The 16,861-nt window shown below is 72.2% G+C and carries 17 protein-coding genes; 2 read left to right on the plus strand and 15 right to left on the minus strand.

The features are described 5' to 3' along the window. Window positions 1-118: 118 nt before the first annotated feature. The 8 genes from ABT297_RS06830 to rimP form a co-directional block, all read right to left on the minus strand. Window positions 119-1,114, minus strand: a complete 996-nt coding sequence (locus tag ABT297_RS06830) for a DHH family phosphoesterase (protein WP_350545577.1) — start codon at window positions 1,112-1,114, stop codon at window positions 119-121. Window positions 1,115-1,326: 212 nt separating this feature from the next. Further along, complete coding sequence (rbfA, locus tag ABT297_RS06835) at window positions 1,327-1,821, minus strand: 30S ribosome-binding factor RbfA (protein ID WP_350545523.1); 495 nt, start codon at window positions 1,819-1,821, stop codon at window positions 1,327-1,329. Window positions 1,822-1,944: 123 nt separating this feature from the next. Beyond that, complete coding sequence (locus ABT297_RS06840) at window positions 1,945-2,241, minus strand: DUF503 domain-containing protein (RefSeq protein ID WP_350545525.1); 297 nt, start codon at window positions 2,239-2,241, stop codon at window positions 1,945-1,947. A gap of 174 nt (window positions 2,242-2,415) precedes the next feature. Further along, window positions 2,416-2,736, minus strand: a complete 321-nt coding sequence (locus tag ABT297_RS06845) for a hypothetical protein (RefSeq protein WP_350545526.1) — start codon at window positions 2,734-2,736, stop codon at window positions 2,416-2,418. A 98-nt stretch (window positions 2,737-2,834) separates the two neighbouring features. Further along, entirely contained in the window at window positions 2,835-5,897 is a 3,063-nt protein-coding gene (gene infB / locus ABT297_RS06850; protein ID WP_350545528.1) for a translation initiation factor IF-2, read from the minus strand. Window positions 5,898-6,056: 159 nt separating this feature from the next. Then, the gene (locus ABT297_RS06855) at window positions 6,057-6,491 is read right to left on the minus strand and encodes a YlxR family protein (RefSeq protein WP_502885512.1); all 435 of its coding nucleotides are present in this window, start codon (window positions 6,489-6,491) and stop codon (window positions 6,057-6,059) included. After that, complete coding sequence (nusA, locus tag ABT297_RS06860) at window positions 6,398-7,432, minus strand: transcription termination factor NusA (protein WP_350545530.1); 1,035 nt, start codon at window positions 7,430-7,432, stop codon at window positions 6,398-6,400. Before nusA ends, ABT297_RS06855 begins: the two co-directional genes overlap by 94 nt. After that, complete coding sequence (gene rimP / locus ABT297_RS06865; protein WP_350545531.1) at window positions 7,429-7,971, minus strand: ribosome maturation factor RimP; 543 nt, start codon at window positions 7,969-7,971, stop codon at window positions 7,429-7,431. Before rimP ends, nusA begins: the two co-directional genes overlap by 4 nt. A gap of 245 nt (window positions 7,972-8,216) precedes the next feature. Here rimP and ABT297_RS06870 point away from each other — a divergent pair, with 245 nt between their 5' ends. After that, window positions 8,217-8,738, plus strand: coding sequence for a hypothetical protein (locus tag ABT297_RS06870; RefSeq protein ID WP_350545533.1), 522 nt, complete (start codon window positions 8,217-8,219; stop codon window positions 8,736-8,738). Then, window positions 8,735-9,166, plus strand: coding sequence for a ferritin-like domain-containing protein (locus ABT297_RS06875; RefSeq protein ID WP_350545534.1), 432 nt, complete (start codon window positions 8,735-8,737; stop codon window positions 9,164-9,166). The genes ABT297_RS06870 and ABT297_RS06875 overlap by 4 nt, the downstream gene beginning before the upstream one ends. A 324-nt stretch (window positions 9,167-9,490) precedes the next feature. Here the strand turns inward: ABT297_RS06875 and map are convergent, their stop codons facing one another. From map to ABT297_RS06910, 7 genes are all read right to left on the minus strand, one after another. Beyond that, entirely contained in the window at window positions 9,491-10,348 is an 858-nt protein-coding gene (map, locus tag ABT297_RS06880) for a type I methionyl aminopeptidase (RefSeq protein WP_350545536.1), read from the minus strand. Between the two features lie 353 nt (window positions 10,349-10,701). Next, the gene (locus ABT297_RS06885; protein WP_350545537.1) at window positions 10,702-11,421 is read right to left on the minus strand and encodes a gamma-glutamyl-gamma-aminobutyrate hydrolase family protein; all 720 of its coding nucleotides are present in this window, start codon (window positions 11,419-11,421) and stop codon (window positions 10,702-10,704) included. 134 nt (window positions 11,422-11,555) lie between these two features. After that, window positions 11,556-12,251, minus strand: coding sequence for a gamma-glutamyl-gamma-aminobutyrate hydrolase family protein (locus tag ABT297_RS06890; protein ID WP_350545539.1), 696 nt, complete (start codon window positions 12,249-12,251; stop codon window positions 11,556-11,558). Window positions 12,252-12,265: 14 nt separating this feature from the next. Continuing rightward, complete coding sequence (locus ABT297_RS06895) at window positions 12,266-13,033, minus strand: 3-oxoacyl-ACP reductase (protein ID WP_350545540.1); 768 nt, start codon at window positions 13,031-13,033, stop codon at window positions 12,266-12,268. Then, window positions 13,034-14,389, minus strand: a complete 1,356-nt coding sequence (locus ABT297_RS06900; protein WP_350545542.1) for an aldehyde dehydrogenase family protein — start codon at window positions 14,387-14,389, stop codon at window positions 13,034-13,036. It abuts the gene before it with no gap. A gap of 10 nt (window positions 14,390-14,399) precedes the next feature. Then, window positions 14,400-15,755, minus strand: a complete 1,356-nt coding sequence (locus ABT297_RS06905; RefSeq protein WP_350545543.1) for a glutamine synthetase family protein — start codon at window positions 15,753-15,755, stop codon at window positions 14,400-14,402. A 35-nt stretch (window positions 15,756-15,790) separates the two neighbouring features. Then, a complete protein-coding gene (locus ABT297_RS06910; RefSeq protein ID WP_350545545.1) occupies window positions 15,791-16,534 on the minus strand; it encodes a FadR/GntR family transcriptional regulator in 744 nt (247 codons plus the stop codon). Window positions 16,535-16,861: the final 327 nt, after the last annotated feature.

The following is a 16,861-nucleotide window of genomic DNA, read 5'->3' on the forward strand; positions in this document are numbered from 1 at the left end:
TGCCCGGCAACGCACGGCAGCGCGGCAACCTCCGACAGCGCGCGGGAGCGCGATGCGGACCTCAACGTCGCGCCGAGGTTCGTGAGAACACGGGTGGCGGGGCGCGGACGCCGCCGAGTCAGTCCTGCCCGGCGCCGGAGGCCCGCGCGGGAGCCGGCAGCAGGGCCCGGATGGCGGCGATGACGTCCGCCACGGTACCGCCGGCGCTGAAGCCGGCCGCGAACCGATGCCCGCCGCCGCCCAGCGCGACCGCGACCGCGCTGACGTCGACCGCGCCCTTGCTGCGCAGCGACACCGACCACTCCCCCGCGCGGACGGGCTTGACGACGCAGGCGACGTCCGCCTCGGCGACACTGCGCACGGTGTCGATGAGCGCCTCGACCGCGGACGGCGGCTGGTCGTGCGCAGCGAGGTCGGCGAGCGTCAGGTACGTCCAGGCGAACCCGAGCCCGCCCGCGCCCTCGCGCTCGAGCACGGTGCGCGCGAGAGCCACGCCGAACAGTCGCAGGGCGCCGATCGGCCGCGTGTCGAACAGTCGCCGCGAGATCTCGCCTACCGGTATCCCGGTCGCGATCAACCGCGCGGCGAGTTCGTGCACCGCCGGCGTCGTCGAGGCGAACTTGAACGAGCCGGTGTCCGTGGCCAGCGCCACATAGAGGCACTCGGCGATTTCCGGATCCAGCGGTACGTCAAGGCGCCGCAACAGCCCGTCCGACAGCACGGATGTCGCGGCCGCCGAGGGATCGACGAGGTTGATGCGGCCGAAGCCGGGGTTGGACGCGTGGTGGTCAAGGACGATGCCGACCGGCGCCGCGCGGAGACGATCGGCGAGCCCGCCGAGCCGCTCGATGCTCGCCACGTCGAAGACCAGCATCGCGTCCGGCGCGGGGTCGGCGTCCTCCTCCGCGACGAGCAGCCCGGCGCCCGGCAGCGTGTCGAACGGTGCGGGCAGCCGCATCGGGCTGGGGAACGTCGCCGCGAGGTGCCCGATGCCGAGCTTCCCCGCGACGCGCCGCAGCCCGAGCGCGAAGCCGAGCATGCTGCCGAGGGCGTCGCCGTCGGGGTTCACGTGGCAGGCGAGAAGCACCCGCGCTCCGCTCGGTAGCCCGCGCAGGGCCGCGACGGCCGCGTCCCACTCGGCCTCGGCGGGCCGCTGCCCGCCCGCGCCCGCGCGGACGCTTGGGTCTCCCTGTAGCGCGTCCGCGTGGGCGTGTTTCGGGGCAGCCGCGCGGACGGGGTCCGGGGCGGGCGCTTCCCCTGCCGGGCGGCCGGGGAAGGTGTCGAGTTCGGGGCCCGCGCCCGGCACGTTTCCGGGCGCGAGCCCGGTCACCGCCGGTCCTGGCCGACGACCACCTCGTCGTCGGCGCCGTCGGCTCCCAGGTCGTCGACGACGCCGTGCGCCTCGTCATCCAGCTTGTACGGCTGTGAATCGCCCGCGTAGTGCGCGCCGGCCGCGAGGCGCTGGACCTCCGCGTCGGCGTTGCGCGCGCTGGCGAGCAGCTCGTCGATGTGCTTGGCGTGCTCGGACACGTCGTCGTGCACGAACGCGAGGCTCGGAGAGTGACGCAGGCCGAGAGCCTTACCGACGGTCGAGCGCAGAAGGCCCTTGGCGCTCTCCAGGGCAGCCGCGGTGCCGGCCTGCGCCGCCGCGTCGCCGAGCACGGTGTAGAACACGGTCGCCTCGCGCAGGTCGGCCGTGATCCGCGCGTCGGTGATCGTGATCATGCCCAGCCGGGGGTCCTTGATCTGCGTCCGTACCACCGATGCGACCAGTTCGCGCACACGCTCGGCGTGCCGCCGCACCTTCGCCGGATCCGTCATCTCGAACACCTCCGCAGCCAAACGGCCAACCGGTGACCTCGCGGCCAGCCGGGACCTGAAGATCTGACCAACGCCTTGACAGTACCCGCGCCCCGCCGGTGGGACCGCGTTGAGAAGTCAGGTTTACTCGTCGTCGTCGCCATGCAACCGGCGGCGCACGGAGAGCAGTTCAATCTCGGGACGCCCGGCGACCGCGCGTTCGCAGGTGTCGAGCACCTCGCGCACGTGTCCCGGCTCGGCGGCGACGACGGCGACGCCCACCTCGGCCCGCCCGGTCAGATCCAGGGCCCCGACCTCGGCGACGGAGACCTCGAACTTTCGCAGGTGCGCGATGAGCGGCCGCACGTACGAGCGCTTGGCCTTGAGCGATCGCGAGTCATCGGGCAGGAGTAGGTCGAAGACCGCGGTTCCGGTGTACACGGCGCAAGATCTTATCCCGCTCGCCCCGCTTTCCGCGTCGGATTTACCCCGCCGCTTCGAGCCGCTCATGGTGTGGGAGATATCCGAAATATCACAACGAAGCCCGGGAGGGGGCGCAACGCAGAGGAAACGACACCCCAACGGCCGGAGCGGGCCGAGGACCGTACGAGCGAATCAGGCGACCGGGAGCGGGCCCTGCCGGCGGGGCTCGGCGGCGCCCGCGCTGCCGCCACGACCGCGGTACACGTACAGCGAGTGGGAGGCCACCGCGTCCAGGGCGGCCACGACCGCCGGAAGCCGCCGGAAGCGCTGCAGGTCGTCCGCGTCGACGAAACCGATCTCGAAGACGACGCCGAGGTCCTCGGAGCGCCAGGACCAGTCGCGGGCTCCGTGCGTCACCGTGGACTCGATGAGGGCGGCGCTGTGGGCGTCGCGCCACTGCCGCGCCGGGTATTCACCGTCGCGAACCTCGATCGACCACCAGGACAGCTCCACGATGTGAGCGACGTTACGCCCGCCGGACCATCCCGTGGAGCGGATCGGCATGCCAAAAGGGGCCGTGGATCGGTGATCCACGGCCCCTTCTCAAGGCGTCAGGCGCGCGGCTTCTCCCGCAACTCCCACGTCTCGATGACATCGCCAACCTGGATGTCGTTGTACGAACCGAGCGTGATACCGCACTCGAAGCCCTCGCGGACCTCGGTCGCGTCGTCCTTGAAGCGGCGCAAACCGGCGATCGTGAGGTTTTCGGACACGACCGCGCCGTCGCGGATCAGGCGCGCCTTGCTGTTGCGCCGGATCAGGCCGGTGCGGACGATGCTGCCCGCGATGTTGCCGAAGCGCGACGAGCGGAAGACCTCGCGGATCTCCGCCTGGCCGAGCTCGACCTCCTCGTAGACCGGCTTGAGCAGGCCCTTGAGCGACGACTCGATGTCCTCGATGGCCTGGTAGATGACGGTGTAGTACCGAATCTCCACGCCTTCGCGGTCGGCCATGTCGCGCGTGCGGCCCTCGGCCCGCACGTTGAACCCGATGATGATCGCGTCCGAAGCGCTGGCCAGGTTGACGTCGTCCTGCGTGACCGCACCGACACCACGGTGGATGATCCGCAGCTGGACCTCGTCGGAGACGACGATCTTGACCAGCGCGTCCTCGAGCGCCTCGACCGAGCCCGAGCCGTCACCCTTGAGGATGAGGTTGAGCGTGGTCTTCTCGCCCTGCTTGAGCTGGTCGAACAGCGTCTCCAGGGTGACCCGGCCGGTGCGCGCCGCCATCTCGGCCGCGCGACGGCGGGCCTGCCGCTGCTCGGCGATCTGGCGCGCGGTGCGGTCGTCGTCGGCGGCGAGGAACGTGTCGCCGGCGCCGGGCACCGAGGTCAGGCCGAGCACGAGGACCGGACGGGCCGGACCCGCGTGCGGCACGGGCTTGCCGTTCTCGTCGAGCATCGCGCGGACGCGGCCGTAGGCACGACCGGCGACGATCGAGTCACCGATGTTGAGCGTGCCCTTCTCCACCAGGACGGTGGCGACCGGGCCGCGGCCGCGGTCGAGGTGCGACTCGATCGCGATGCCCTGGGCCGGTCCGTCGACGGGCGCGCGCAGGTCGAGCGCGGCGTCGGCGGTAAGCAGCACGGCCTCGAGGAGTCCGTCGATGTTGATCCGGCTCTTCGCCGAGATGTCGACGAACATCGTCTCGCCGCCGTACTCCTCGGCGACCAGCCCGTACTGCGTGAGCTCCTGCCGCACCTTGGCCGGGTTGGCCTCGGGCTTGTCGATCTTGTTCACCGCGACCACGATCGGCACCTCGGCCGCCTGGGCGTGGTTGAGCGCCTCGATCGTCTGGGGCATCACGCCGTCGTCGGCCGCGACCACCAGCACCACGATGTCCGTGGCCTGCGCACCACGGGCACGCATGGCGGTGAACGCCTCGTGACCCGGGGTGTCGATGAAGGTGATCGCGCGGTCCTCGTCCTCGTGCTCGACGCGGACCTGGTAGGCGCCGATGTGCTGGGTGATGCCGCCGGCCTCGCCCGCCGCGACGTTCGTCTGGCGGATCGCGTCGAGCAGCTTCGTCTTACCGTGGTCGACGTGACCCATGACGGTCACCACCGGCGGCCGGATGACCAGGCGCTCCTCATCGACCTCGGCGTCGAGGTCGATGTCGAAGCGGGCCAGCAGCTCGCGGTCCTCGTCCTCGGGGCTGACGATCTGCACGTCGAAGCCGAGGTGCTCACCGAGCAGCTGCAGCGTCTCGTTGGTGCACGACTGGGTGGCCGTCACCATCTCGCCCAGGTTGAACATCTCCTGGACGAGCGAGCCCGGGTTGGCGTTGATCCGGTCGGCGAAGTCCGACAGCGACGCACCCTGCGGCAGGCGGATCGCCTGACCCTGCCCGCGCGGGGCGCCCGAGCCCATGGTGGGCGCGGAGAGGTTGTCGAACTCCTGTCTGCGCTGCTTCTTGGACTTGCGCCCGCGCGTCGGCCGGCCACCCGGACGCCCGAAGGCACCCGCGGCGCCGCCGCCACGACCGCGACCGCCCGCGCCACCGCCCGGGCGACCGGCGCCGCCGGCACCCGCGCCGGGCGCGCCGCCGCCACCACCGGGACCGCCACGGAAGCCGCCGCCACCGCCACCGCCACCAGGGCCGCCACGGAAGCCGCCACCGCCACCGCCGCCACCACCGGGGCCGCCACGGAAGCCGCCGCCACCGCCACCGCCGGGGCCGCCGGGACGGCCTGCGCCGCCACCGGGGCCGCCGCGGAAGCCGCCGCCGGCACCGCCCGGACGACCGGGACGGTCACCGCCGGGGCCGGCGGGACGACCGGGCCGCTGGCTCGGCATCTGCGACGGGTTGGGCCGGGGGCCGCCCATCGAGGCCGGGTTGGGCCGCGGGGGCATCGAGGACGGGTTGGGCCGCGGAATGTTGCCCGGCGACGGCGGGCGCGGAGTCGCGCCGCCGGAGACGCCGAACGGGTTGTTGCCCGGGGACCGGGCCGGCGGCCGGGCGCCGCCGGGACGCGGGCCCTGGCCGGGTCGCGGCGCGGACGGGGTCGCCGCACCGCCCCCGGACGGGCCGGGGGTCGGGCCCGGGCGTGGCCCGGGCGTGGGTGTGGGGGCGCCACCGCCGGGCGGCTGCGGCGCGTCGCGCCGGGTGTTCTCACGCTGACGGGCCTGCTGGGCGGCCTTCATGGTCGCTTCCTGCTCAGCCTTCAGCGCGGCGGCGCGCTGCTCGGCGGCCGCCACCTCGATGTCGTGCGCGCTCGTCGGCCGTACCGCGGGCGGCGGGGTCGGACGCGGCGGGCCGGGCACGGGGCCACGGCCGCCCCCGCCTCCGGAACCACCTGGTCCGCCGCTCGTCGGCGGCTGAGGCCGCTTCGGGGGCGCGAAGGGCTTGACTGCCGGGGACGGCGTCGGGCGCGGAGCCGTCGGAACGGGCGCCGATGGTGCCGACGCGGCCGGCGCAGGAGGCGCGGAGGGCGCTGGGGCGGAGCCTCCACCGTTTTCGAAGCTCGCACGCAGCCGGCGCGCCACCGGCGCTTCGACCGTGCTGGATGCGGACTTCACGTACTCGCCGAGCTCCTGCAGCTTCGCGAGTACGGTCTTGCTTTCGACCCCGAGCTCTTTCGCCAGCTCGTGTACGCGGGCCTTGCCTGCCACTACACTCCTCACCTCGAGGCCGGGCGGCAAGTTCCGCTCCGACCTCACTCGTGCACTTGAAGCCTGGTCATCTCAGGGACTTCATCGTGTGCTCATGTCCGTCGTCCTACCTTGCGTGATCCGGGTGGGGCGTCGCGCTCCCACCACCGGCGGTTCCGGTCACTGCGTATGCTCCGGCTCCGTCACCGTCGCCGAGGCGACGGCTTCGGCCAGCGGACCGGTGTCGAAGACCCCGGTGAGACGTAGAGCCCGCCCGAAGGCGCGCCTGCGCTCCGCTAGCGCGAGGCAAGCCGGATCAGGATGCAAGTGTGCTCCCCGACCCGGCCGTCTGCGAGCCGGATCGGGGACAGCCCTGAACTGGCCAGGGCCGCACTCGATCGCGACAAATCGCAGCAACTCGGAGGATGACGCACGCTTCCGGCATCCAATACAGGTGCGAACCGGCGCAGCCGGAGTCGCGGGCATGCCAGCCGGGGGCGTGCGACGTACCGTCAAGAAGTCTACCCTGCACTTTCGGCGCGCGCCGCGCCCGGTCCGGTGACGTGATCGACGTTGCCGTCCGCGGCGTTGTCCGGTCTGATATCGATCCGCCATCCGGTGAGCCTCGCGGCGAGGCGCGCGTTCTGGCCCTCTCTGCCGATGGCCAGGGAAAGCTGGAAGTCCGGGACGGTCACCCGGGCGGCCCGGTTGGCCGCGTCGACGACCTCCACGTTGAGCGCTTTCGCGGGAGAAAGGGCATTTCCCACAAATTGCGCGGGGTCCTCCGACCAGTCGATGATGTCGATCTTTTCGCCGTGCAGTTCGCTCATGACGGCGCGGACCCGCTGGCCCATCGGGCCGATGCAGGCCCCCTTCGCGTTCACCCCCGAGACGGTCGAACGCACCGCGATCTTGGTGCGGTGGCCTGCCTCCCGGGCGATGGCCGCGATTTCCACGGTACCGTCGGCGATCTCCGGCACCTCGAGCGCGAACAGCCGCTTCACCAGGTTGGGGTGCGAGCGCGACAGCGTGACCTGCGGCCCGCGGAAGCCCTTGGCCACGTGGACGACGATGGCCTTGATCCGCTGGCCGTGCTCGTAGCGCTCGCCGGGCACCTGCTCGGCCGCGGGCAGCATGCCCTCGATCTTGCCGAGGTCGATGGTGACGATGCCCTTCTCGGAGCGCGCCTCGTGCGCCTGGATCACGCCGGTGACCAGGTCACCGTCGCGGCCGACGTATTCGCCGAAATGCGCCTCGTCGGTCGCCTCGCGCAGCCGCTGCAGGATGACCTGCTTGGCCGTCATCGCCGCGATCCGGCCGAAGTCGTGCGGGGTGTCGTCGTATTCGCGCACGATGGCGCCGTCCTCGTTGAGATCCTGGGCGAGCACGGACGCCGCGCCCGTACGCCGGTCGATCTCGACCCGCGCGTGCGGGTTGGCCCCCTCGGTGTGCCGATACGCCGTGAGCAGCGCCGTCTCGATCGCCGCGAGGATGGTCTCGAACGGGATCTCGCGCTCGCGCTCCAGTGCGCGGAGGGCCGCAAGGTCGATGTTCACTCCCCGTCCTCCCCTTCCTCGTCATCTTCGTCATCGATTTCTTCATCATCCGGGTCAGGCAGTTCGGCGAGGCGCTTGAGCTCGATCTGGACCCGGCCCGGGCCGAGCTCGCCGTACGCGTGGGTCTGCCGGTCGCCGTCGACGTCGACGTCGAGGGTCACCCCGGCGTCGTCGGTCGAGACCACCCGCCCGGTCACCTCGCGCCCGGCGATCCTCACCTTGACCAGCCGGGTGCGGTTGCGCCGCCAGTGCCGCGGCAGCGTCAGCGGCCGGCTGACACCAGGCGAGCCGACCTCCAGCTCGTACTCGCCTGCGATCAGCTCCTCGCCGCCGGCTTCGGCCGTATCGAGTGCGGTGGAGATGCCACGGGAGAGCTCGGCCGCGGCGTCGAGGTCGACACCGTGATCGCTGTCGACCGCGATGCGCACCAGATGCCGCCGCCCGACGCGGGTGACGGTGAGGTCCTCGAGGTCGTAGCCACCCTGCGTGACGACCGGTTCAACCACCGCGAGGAGGCGTTGTCGATGCTGTTGCGCCATAGATCGACACCCCTCCGTCGGGCACCCGCACGGGCGCACGGTTCAGCGCCGCCTGCGTCACAACGCGCGGGCGGCTCGTGCAGAGCGTAACGCGACGTGACTCGGGACGTCTTGTCGGCGCTCCGAAGGCCACCCGGCCGCGCCCGCGCGCAGCCTCTGGCGGCGCGTTCGCCGGAGACCGCGGCCGCACGGCGGGCGGGTGAGGGAGCACCTCACCGAGGGCGGGTGCACCAAGAATCGCCCGGATGGTGTTCACTAAGCGCGTGCTGATCCGCCGACGCGCTCTGCTCGCCGCCGCCGTGGTGACAACGACCGGCTCGGTGGCGGGCTGTGACCCGTTCGGCCGCAAGCAGGAACCGCAGTGGAGCCCGGCACCAGACGTACTGCTGCCGTTGCTGACCCGGACCGTCGCGCTGCGCGACCGTTACGCGGAGGTCCTCAGGTCGTTTCCGGCTCTCCAGGACCGCATCGGCCCGCTCAAGGACGACCACAGTCAGCACGTGATCGCGCTCGCCCGGGAGATCGGCCTGCCGGAGGCCGGGCCGTTCCCGGCCCCGAGCGACTCCGCCGGGGCCGGCGCGGCACCGTCCGCGACGTCCACGGCGGTGCCGACCGAGCAGAACGCGGCCCTGTCGGACCTGGCCGCACTGGAGAAGGCGGCCCGCCAGGAGGCGGAGGCAGCGTGCCTGGCCGCGCCGTCCTACCGCGCGGCCCTGCTCGGCTCGATCGCCGCGTGCCGCGCGGGACATCAGGAGGTGCTGACGTGACCCCGGCCGACGAGCGGCTCGTGGCGGCGCTGCAGGCCGAGCACGCGGCCATCTACGGCTACGGCGTGCTGGGGCCGAAGCTCGACAGCACGGCCCTCACCCAGGCGCACAACGCCGACAACGCCCATCGGGCGCGCCGCGACGCGCTGATCGTGCGGCTCCACTCGGCTGGAGTGACGCCGCCGCCGACCGCCGCGAGCTACCAGTTGCCCTTTGCGGTCGCCGACCGCGCCTCCGCGCTGAAGCTGGCGGCACTGCTTGAGGACCGCACGGCGGCGCAGTGGCGTCTCGCGCTGCCGGACACCGACGGCGACGTCCGCAAGATCGTGCTGGACGCGCTCGTCGACTGCACGACGCGCGCCGTGGGGTTCCGCAAGGCGGGCGGTCTGACCCCGCTTGTGCCGACATTTCCCGGCAAAACGACATAAGTTGGGGCAAACCTGTCATGCCCGGGGCAAAGCGGGTGTGGCGGCGATACTCCCGAAAGCGTGCCACAGCAAGGCGGCGTCACCCCATCGAGCTGTCCGCTCCGCGACGATCGTTGCATCACGCCACGAGCGTCTAGACGAGAGGAGGACCCGACATGCGCCGCACCGCGTGGGCCGGTCCGACGATGCACCCGCGTCGTTAACGAATATGCCGTCTCGTGAGCCTGCCGTCTCGGGGAACACCACCCCCGAGACGGGTCAGGCCACGCGGGACCCAGGCCACCACACCGTTGGCCTCCGGCGATCAGCGCGCCGCCGGATGGCTCACGGCAGGGTCAGGATCTCGTAACCGTCCTCGGTCACCAGGATCGTGTGCTCGAACTGAGCCGTCCACTTGCGGTCCTTGGTGACGACGGTCCAGCCGTCCTTCCAGATGTCGTACTCGTGGGTGCCCAGCGTGATCATCGGCTCGATGGTGAACGTCATCCCCGGCTCCATGATCGTGGTCAGCCGCGGGTTGTCGTAGTGGGGCACGTAGAGCCCGGTGTGGAACACCTCGTTGATGCCGTGCCCGGTGAAGTCGCGTACGACGCCGTACTGGAAGCGCTTGGCATACGCCTCGATGACCCGGCCGATCGCGTTGAGCGGGCGCCCGGGCGCGACCGCGCGGATGCCCCGCATCATCGCCTCACGGGTGCGCTCGACGAGCAGCCGGTCCTCCTCCGCGACGTTGCCGACGCAGAACGTCTGGTTGGTGTCGCCGTGCACGCCGCCGATGAACGCGGTCACGTCGACGTTGAGGATGTCGCCGTCCTCGATCACGGTGGAGTCCGGGATGCCGTGGCAGATCACCTCGTTGAGCGAGGTGCAGCACGACTTCGGGAAGCCCTTGTACCCGAGCGTCGACGGGTAGGCGCCGTGATCGCACAGGAATTCGTGCACGACGCGGTCGACCTCGTCGGTCGTCACGCCCGGCTGCGCGTGCTCGCCGGCGAGCGCGGTCGCCTGCGCCGCCAGCTTGCCCGCGACCCGCATCCGCTCGATGATCTCGGGCGGCTGCACGTCGGACCCGCGGTGCTTGGCCGGCGCCCGCTTGCCGACATACTCGGGGCGCACGATGTCGGCGGGGACGTGACGCCAGGGACTCTGCGTGCCGGGGGCGAGCGGTGCGCGAACCTTCATGGCCAGAAGCCTAACGCGCATCAACTCCGGCCCGTCCGGGTAGCCACCCAGGCATGATCGACGACGACCGTGACCGCGCTGCTCCCTGAGCCGACAACCCGCGCGGGCCGAGGCCTGTCCTGCGGACCCGTGAGCCGCGTCCGGGGCGCTGCGAGGACCACCCCCGGACGATCGCCAAGCCGGTTCGGACACCAAACCGGACAGCGCCGTGTGTCGGTCAGGCCTCCTCGGCGAGCAGCTCCTCGACCGCGACCACCCGGGTTTCGACGTAGCGGACGCCTTCCAGCCGGTACATATAGACGACGTAGCCGGCCTGCACGGCAACCTTTCCCATTGCGCGAGGTTACCATGGATTATGGCCGTGTGGCCATATTCTCCCGGCGGGCGCGCGCTACCTTCACGAACGCGGCGAACAGGCGGAAGTCGGTGGTGTCCTCCGGGTGCCACTGGACACCCACGGCGAAGGTCTTCGACGGGTCCTCGACGACCTCGATGAGGTTGTCCTCCGGGCACCAGCCGGTCGGGACGAGCCGGCCGGGGTCGGCGCAGCCCTGGTGGTGGAACGAGTTGACGATCACCGCGTCGCCGAGGATCGCGGCCGCGCGGGAGCCGCGCGAGAGGCGTACCGGGTGCTCGCCGAACTTCGGGCCGCTCACCGGGCGGTGGTTGTGGTGGCCGAGGACGTCGGGCAGGTGCTGATGCAGGCGGCCGCCGTACGCGACACACATGAGCTGCATGCCGCGGCAGATGCCGAACAGGGGCAGGTCGGCGTCGAGCGCGGCCCGCATGAGCAGCAGCTCGGCGGCGTCCCGCTCCGGCTTGACCTTGGTGGTGGCGTGCGGGGGCTCTCCGTACAGGTCCGGATTCACGTCCGAGCCGCCGGTGAACATGATGCCGTCGAGGCCCTCGAGCACGTCGACGTCGGGATCGTCGGGGGTGATGAGGACCGCCCGGCCGCCCGAGCTGTGCACCGCGTGCACGTAGGACAGCGGCAGCACCGCGGAGAAGGTGTCGTTGAGGCCGAAGCGGGTTTCCTCGGCGTACGTGGTCAGGCCGATGACCGGTCGCGACATGACCTCAACTTAGCCCTCTCGGGGTGAGGTTGTGCAGGACGTCCAGGGCGCGTTCCTCCGCGGCGGCCGGGTCGGCGTCCGGCCCGGCGATCCGGGGTCCCGGTTGCGGTCGTGCCTGCGGTCGGGCTCGAACTTCAGATCGCGGCGACGAGCGCGGCGAAGGGCCGCACGTCGCCCGCCTCCTCCGGGTGCCACTGCACGCCGAGCACGAACCGGCGCCCGGGATCCTCGAGGGCCTCGACGACGTCGTCATCGGCCCAGCCGGTGACGGTGAGCGTGCCCGGCTTGTCGACGGCCTGATGGTGGTACGAGTTCACCTCGGCGGTGGGGCCGAACAGGGCGGCGGCGCGGGAGCCGGGCGCGAACCGCGCCCTGTGCACCCCGTAGACGCCGGGCGCCGGCTGGTGGCGCTCGTCACCGAGCAGGTCGGGCAGGTGCTGCACGAGCGTGCCGCCGCCAGCGACCGCGAGCAGCTGCATGCCGCGGCACACGCCGAGGACCGGCAGGTCGGCGTCGAGGGCCGCGGCGAGGACCGTCAGCTCACCGGCGTCGCGGTCGGGGCGCATCTTCGTGGTGGGGTGCGCGACCGCGCCGTAGCGGGCCGGCCCGATGTCGGCGCCGCCCGCCAGGACGAGCCCGTCGAGCCGGCCGACGAGCGCGGCCGCGTCCGCGGGGCCGCCGAGGTCGTCCGGTGGGAGCACGACGGGGCGCGCGCCGGCCTCGCGCACCATCCGCACGTACGCCTCGGGAATCAGCACGGCTCGGGTGTCCCACACGCCCCACCGCGCCGGCTCGGCGTAGGCGGTGATCCCGACCAGGGGCCTCGTCACGAGATCCGGCCTGGCTACAGCGGCGTGACGTAGGCGCCGGTGATGCCGCCGTCCACCAGGAAGGTCGAGGCGGTGATGAACGACGCGTCGTCGCTGGCCAGGAACGCCACCGCGCCCGCGATCTCCTCCGGGGTGCCGAAGCGGCCCATCGGCACGTGGACCAGGCGGCGCTGGGCGCGTTCCGGGTCCTTGGCGAAGAGCTCCATGAGCAGCGGGGTGGCGATCGGGCCGGGGCACAGCGCGTTGACCCGCACGCCCTGCCGCGCGAACTGCACGCCGAGCTCGCGGGTCATCGACAGCACCGCACCCTTGGACGCGGTGTAGGCGATCTGCGAGGTGGCGGCGCCCATCAGGGCCACGAAGCTGGCGGTGTTGATGATCGAGCCCTTGCCCTGGGCGAGCATGTGCGGGATGGCGTACTTGCAGCAGAAGTAGACGCTGGTGCTGTTGACCTTGAGCACGCGCTCCCACGCCTCGAGGCCCGTGTCGAGGATCGAGTCGTCCTCCGGCGGGGAGATGCCGGCGTTGTTGAAGGCGATGTCGAGCCGGCCGTAGCGCTGCGCCACGCCGTCGAACAGCGCCTTGACGGCGGCCTCGTCGGCCACGTCGGCGGCGACGAACTCGCCGCCCACCTCGTCGGCGACGGCCTTGCCCGCGTCCTCGTTCAGGTCGACCGCCACCACCTTCGCACCCTCGGACGCGAAGCGGCGCGCGGTGGCCAGGCCGATGCCGCTGCCGGCTCCGGTGATGACCGCGACGCGGTCCTGCAGACGTGCCTGCACTTAAGCCTCCGTGCTGAAGTAGACGTTCTTGACTTCGCAGAACGCGGCGACCGCGTCCGGGCCGAGCTCGCGGCCGAGGCCGCTCTGCTTGACCCCGCCGAACGGGGTCCAGTACCGCACCGAAGAGTGCGAGTTGACGCTGAGGTTGCCGGCCTCCACGCCGCGGGCGACGCGGATGCCGCGGCCGAGGTCGCGGGTCCAGATCGAGCCGGACAGGCCGTACTCCGTGTCGTTGGCGAGCCGGATCGCCTCGTCCTCGTCCTCGAAGCGCAGCACGGACAGCACCGGGCCGAAGATCTCCTCGCGCCAGTGGCGGTCCTGTGTGGACCGTGCGGTGAGGACGGTCGGCGCCATCCAGTAGCCGGGGCCGTCGGGTGCGCTGCCGCGGAAGGCGACCGCGCCGTCGTCCACATAGGACCTCACGGAATCGAGCTGCCCCGCCGAGATGAGCGGGCCCATCTGCGCGGACTCGAGCGCCGGGTCCTCGCAGCGAAACGCCCGCACCGACTGCTCCAGCAGGCCCATGAACTCGTCGTAGACGCTCGCCTGCACGAGCAGGCGCGACCGGGCGCAGCAGTCCTGGCCGGCGTTGTCGAACACCGAGCCGGGCGCGGACGCGGCGGCCTTGGCGAGGTCGGCGTCGGCGAAGACGATGTTGGCGCTCTTGCCGCCGAGCTCGAGCGTCACCCGCTTTACCCGGTCGGCGCAGCCGGCCATGATGCGCTTGCCGACCTCGGTGGACCCGGTGAAGCAGACCTTGCGGACCAGCGGGTGGGTGACGAAGCGCTGGCCGACGACCGAGCCCTTGCCCGGCAGTACCGTGAAGACACCCTCGGGCAGGCCCGCCTCCAGGGCCAGCTCGCCGAGCCGGATCGCGGTGAGCGGGGTGAGCTCGGCCGGCTTGAGCACGACGGTGTTGCCCGCGGCCAGGGCGGGCGCGAAGCCCCAGCCGGCGATCGGCATCGGGAAGTTCCAGGGGACGATGACGCCGACGACGCCGAGCGGCTCGTAGAAGGTGACGTCCAGGCCCCCGGGGACCGGGATCTGGCGGCCGCTGAGCCGCTCGGGGGCGCCGGCGTAGTAGTCGAGGACGTCGCGGACGTTGCCGGCCTCCCAGCGGGCGTTGCCGATGGTGTGCCCGGCGTTGCGCACCTCGAGCCGCGCCAGCTCCTCGATGTGCGCGTCGACGACGGCGGCGAAGCGGCGCAGCAGCCGCGCCCGGTCGCCCGGCGCGATCGCGCGCCAGGCGGGGAACGCGGCGTGGGCGCGCTCGATCGCCGCGTCGGTCTCCGCCGGGCCGAGCGACGGTACGGTCGCCACGACCTCCTCGGTGACCGGAGAGATTACGTCGTGCATGGTTTACCTTTCAGAGCCGTTCGAAGCCGCGCATGAGCTCCCAGTCCGTGACCGCCGCGTCGAACGCTGCCAGCTCGATGCGCGCCATGTTGGCGTAATGCGCGACGACGTCGTCGCCGAAGGCCTCGCGGGCGGCGTCGCTGGCCTCCCACAGCTCCAGCGCCTCGCGCAGCGTGGCGGGCACGCGCGGGGCGTCCGCGTCCTCGTAGGCGTTGCCGTGGTAGACGTCCTCCAGCTGGAGCCCGTGCCGGATGCCGTGCAGCGCACCGGCGGTCATGGCGGCGATGGCGAGGTACGGGTTGACGTCGGCGCCGGGCACCCGGTTCTCGACGCGCATGGAGGCGCTGTGTCCGACGAGGCGCAGCGCGCACGTGCGGTTGTCCAGGCCCCAGCGCACCGCGGTCGGGGCGAAGGAGCCGGCCTGGAAGCGCTTGTAGGAGTTGATGTTCGGCGCGTAGAAGAGCGTGAAGTCGCGCAGCGTGGCGAGGATGCCGGCCATCGCGCTGCGGAACACCGGTGAGATCCCGTGCTCGCCGTCGCCGGCCACGGCGGGGCGGTCGCCGGCGGCCGAACGCAGCGAGAAGTGGATGTGGCAGGAGTTGCCCTCGCGTGCGTTGGGCTTGGCCATGAACGTGATGGAGACGCCCTCCTGCGCGGCGATCTCCTTCGCGCCGTTCTTGTACAGCACGTGCCCGTCGGCGTTGGACACGGCGGCGTCGTAGCGGAACGCGATCTCCAGCTGCCCGAGATTGCACTCGCCCTTGGCGCTCTCCGGGGTCAGCCCGGCGCCGGCCATCTCGTTGCGGATACGGCGCAGCAGCGGCTCGACGCGCGAGGTCTGCAGCAGCGAGTAGTCGGAGTTGAACAGGGTTACGGGCGTCAGCTCGCGGTACCCCTGCCGGAAAGCGTCCTCATAGGACTGCCGGAACGCGATGAACTCGAGCTCGGTGCCGGTCCAGGCGGTATACCCCGCGCCGCCGAGCGCGGCGACCTGGGCCTGCAGGAGCTGCCGGGGCGACGCGGTCACCGGGGCGCCGCCCTCCAGCAGCCGCAGGTCGGCCAGGACCAGCGCGGTGCCGGGGTGCCACGGGATTCGGCGCAGGGTGGCAAGGTCGGGGATCATCGCGAAGTCGCCGTAGCCGCCGGCCCAGGAGGACATCGCGTAGCCGTCGACGGTGTTCATGTCGACGTCGACGGCGAGCAGGTAGTTGCAGCCGTCGGTGCCGTGCGCGACGACGTCGGCGAGGAAGTGCCGGGCGTGGAACCGCTTGCCCTGCAGCCGGCCCTGCATGTCCGTGACGGCCACGATGACGGTGTCGATCTCGCCCTCGTTCACGGCGATGCGCAGCTGCTCGACAGTCAACATCGACCACCCCTAAGGTCTAGAATAGAACCTTAAACTCAACCCAGCAGACCGCGCAACAGCGCCGCGGTGGCGTCGCAGTGCTCCTCCATCTCGCTGCGGGCGACGACGGGGTCGCCCGCCAGGATCGCCTCGACCACGCGCTCGTGCTGGGCGTCGGAGTGGTCGAGGTTGCGCCGCAGCACCGGGATCGAGGCGAGGAGCCGGTCCAGCCGCAGCTGCACGTCGGCGATGGACGCCGCCACCGAGGTGGAGCCGCCGGCCGCGGCGATCGCCAGGTGTAGCCGGGAGTCGTTGACCCGGCGGGTCAACGGATCGCGGGTGCGCGCGGCGGCCAGGCACGCGACCAGATGCGCGCGGTCGGCCGCGGACAGCGTCCGGGTCGCGGCGAGCGCGGCCGCGCCCGGCTCCAGCACGCGGCGGAAGTCCAGCGCGTCGTGCAGCGCGTCGCCCATCTGCCGGGCGAGCGCCACGGCGTCCGGCGCGTGGGCGCCGTCGACCGCCTCGCCGCTGGCGCGGACCACGAACGTGCCCCCGGATCGGCCGCGGCGCGACTCCAGGAACCCGGCCTCGCGCAGGGCGGCGATCGCATCCCGCAGCGTGACGCGGCTGACCTGGAGCCGCTCGGCGAGCTCGCGCTCGGGCGGGAGCCGCTCCCCCACCGGCACCAGCCCGAGCCGGATCGCCTGAGCCAACCGGGCGACGGTGATCTCGAAGGCGTTGCCGCCCCGCACCGGCCGCCACATCGGCACACCTGACAGGGGCTCCGTCGCCACCGGCATCCGACCTCCCCGAAGCTGTCTGCGGGCCGGCGCGCCCCGGCCCGGAGACCATCATCCCCTACTCCGCCGTGGCCGACGTGTCCTCGGCGATGGCCTCGTCGATGGTCCGGACAGGACCGTGGAACCACTTTTCTGGCCGACAGCGCCCACCACGGCGCGGCGCTACCGATGACGATGAGCGGCGCGATCGGCGCGTAGTTCCGCGGCGCCGACGAGACCGGCCTGCTGGTCGGGCGCGCGGAGGCGGGCCTGGCGCGCGGAGGCGGGCCTGGCGCGCGGAGGCGGGCCTGGCGCGCGGAGGCGGGCCTGGCGCGCGGAGGCGGGCCT

Origin of the sequence: Dactylosporangium sp. NPDC000555 (assembly GCF_040300025.1) — a bacterium.
Lineage (GTDB): Bacteria > Actinomycetota > Actinomycetes > Mycobacteriales > Micromonosporaceae > Dactylosporangium.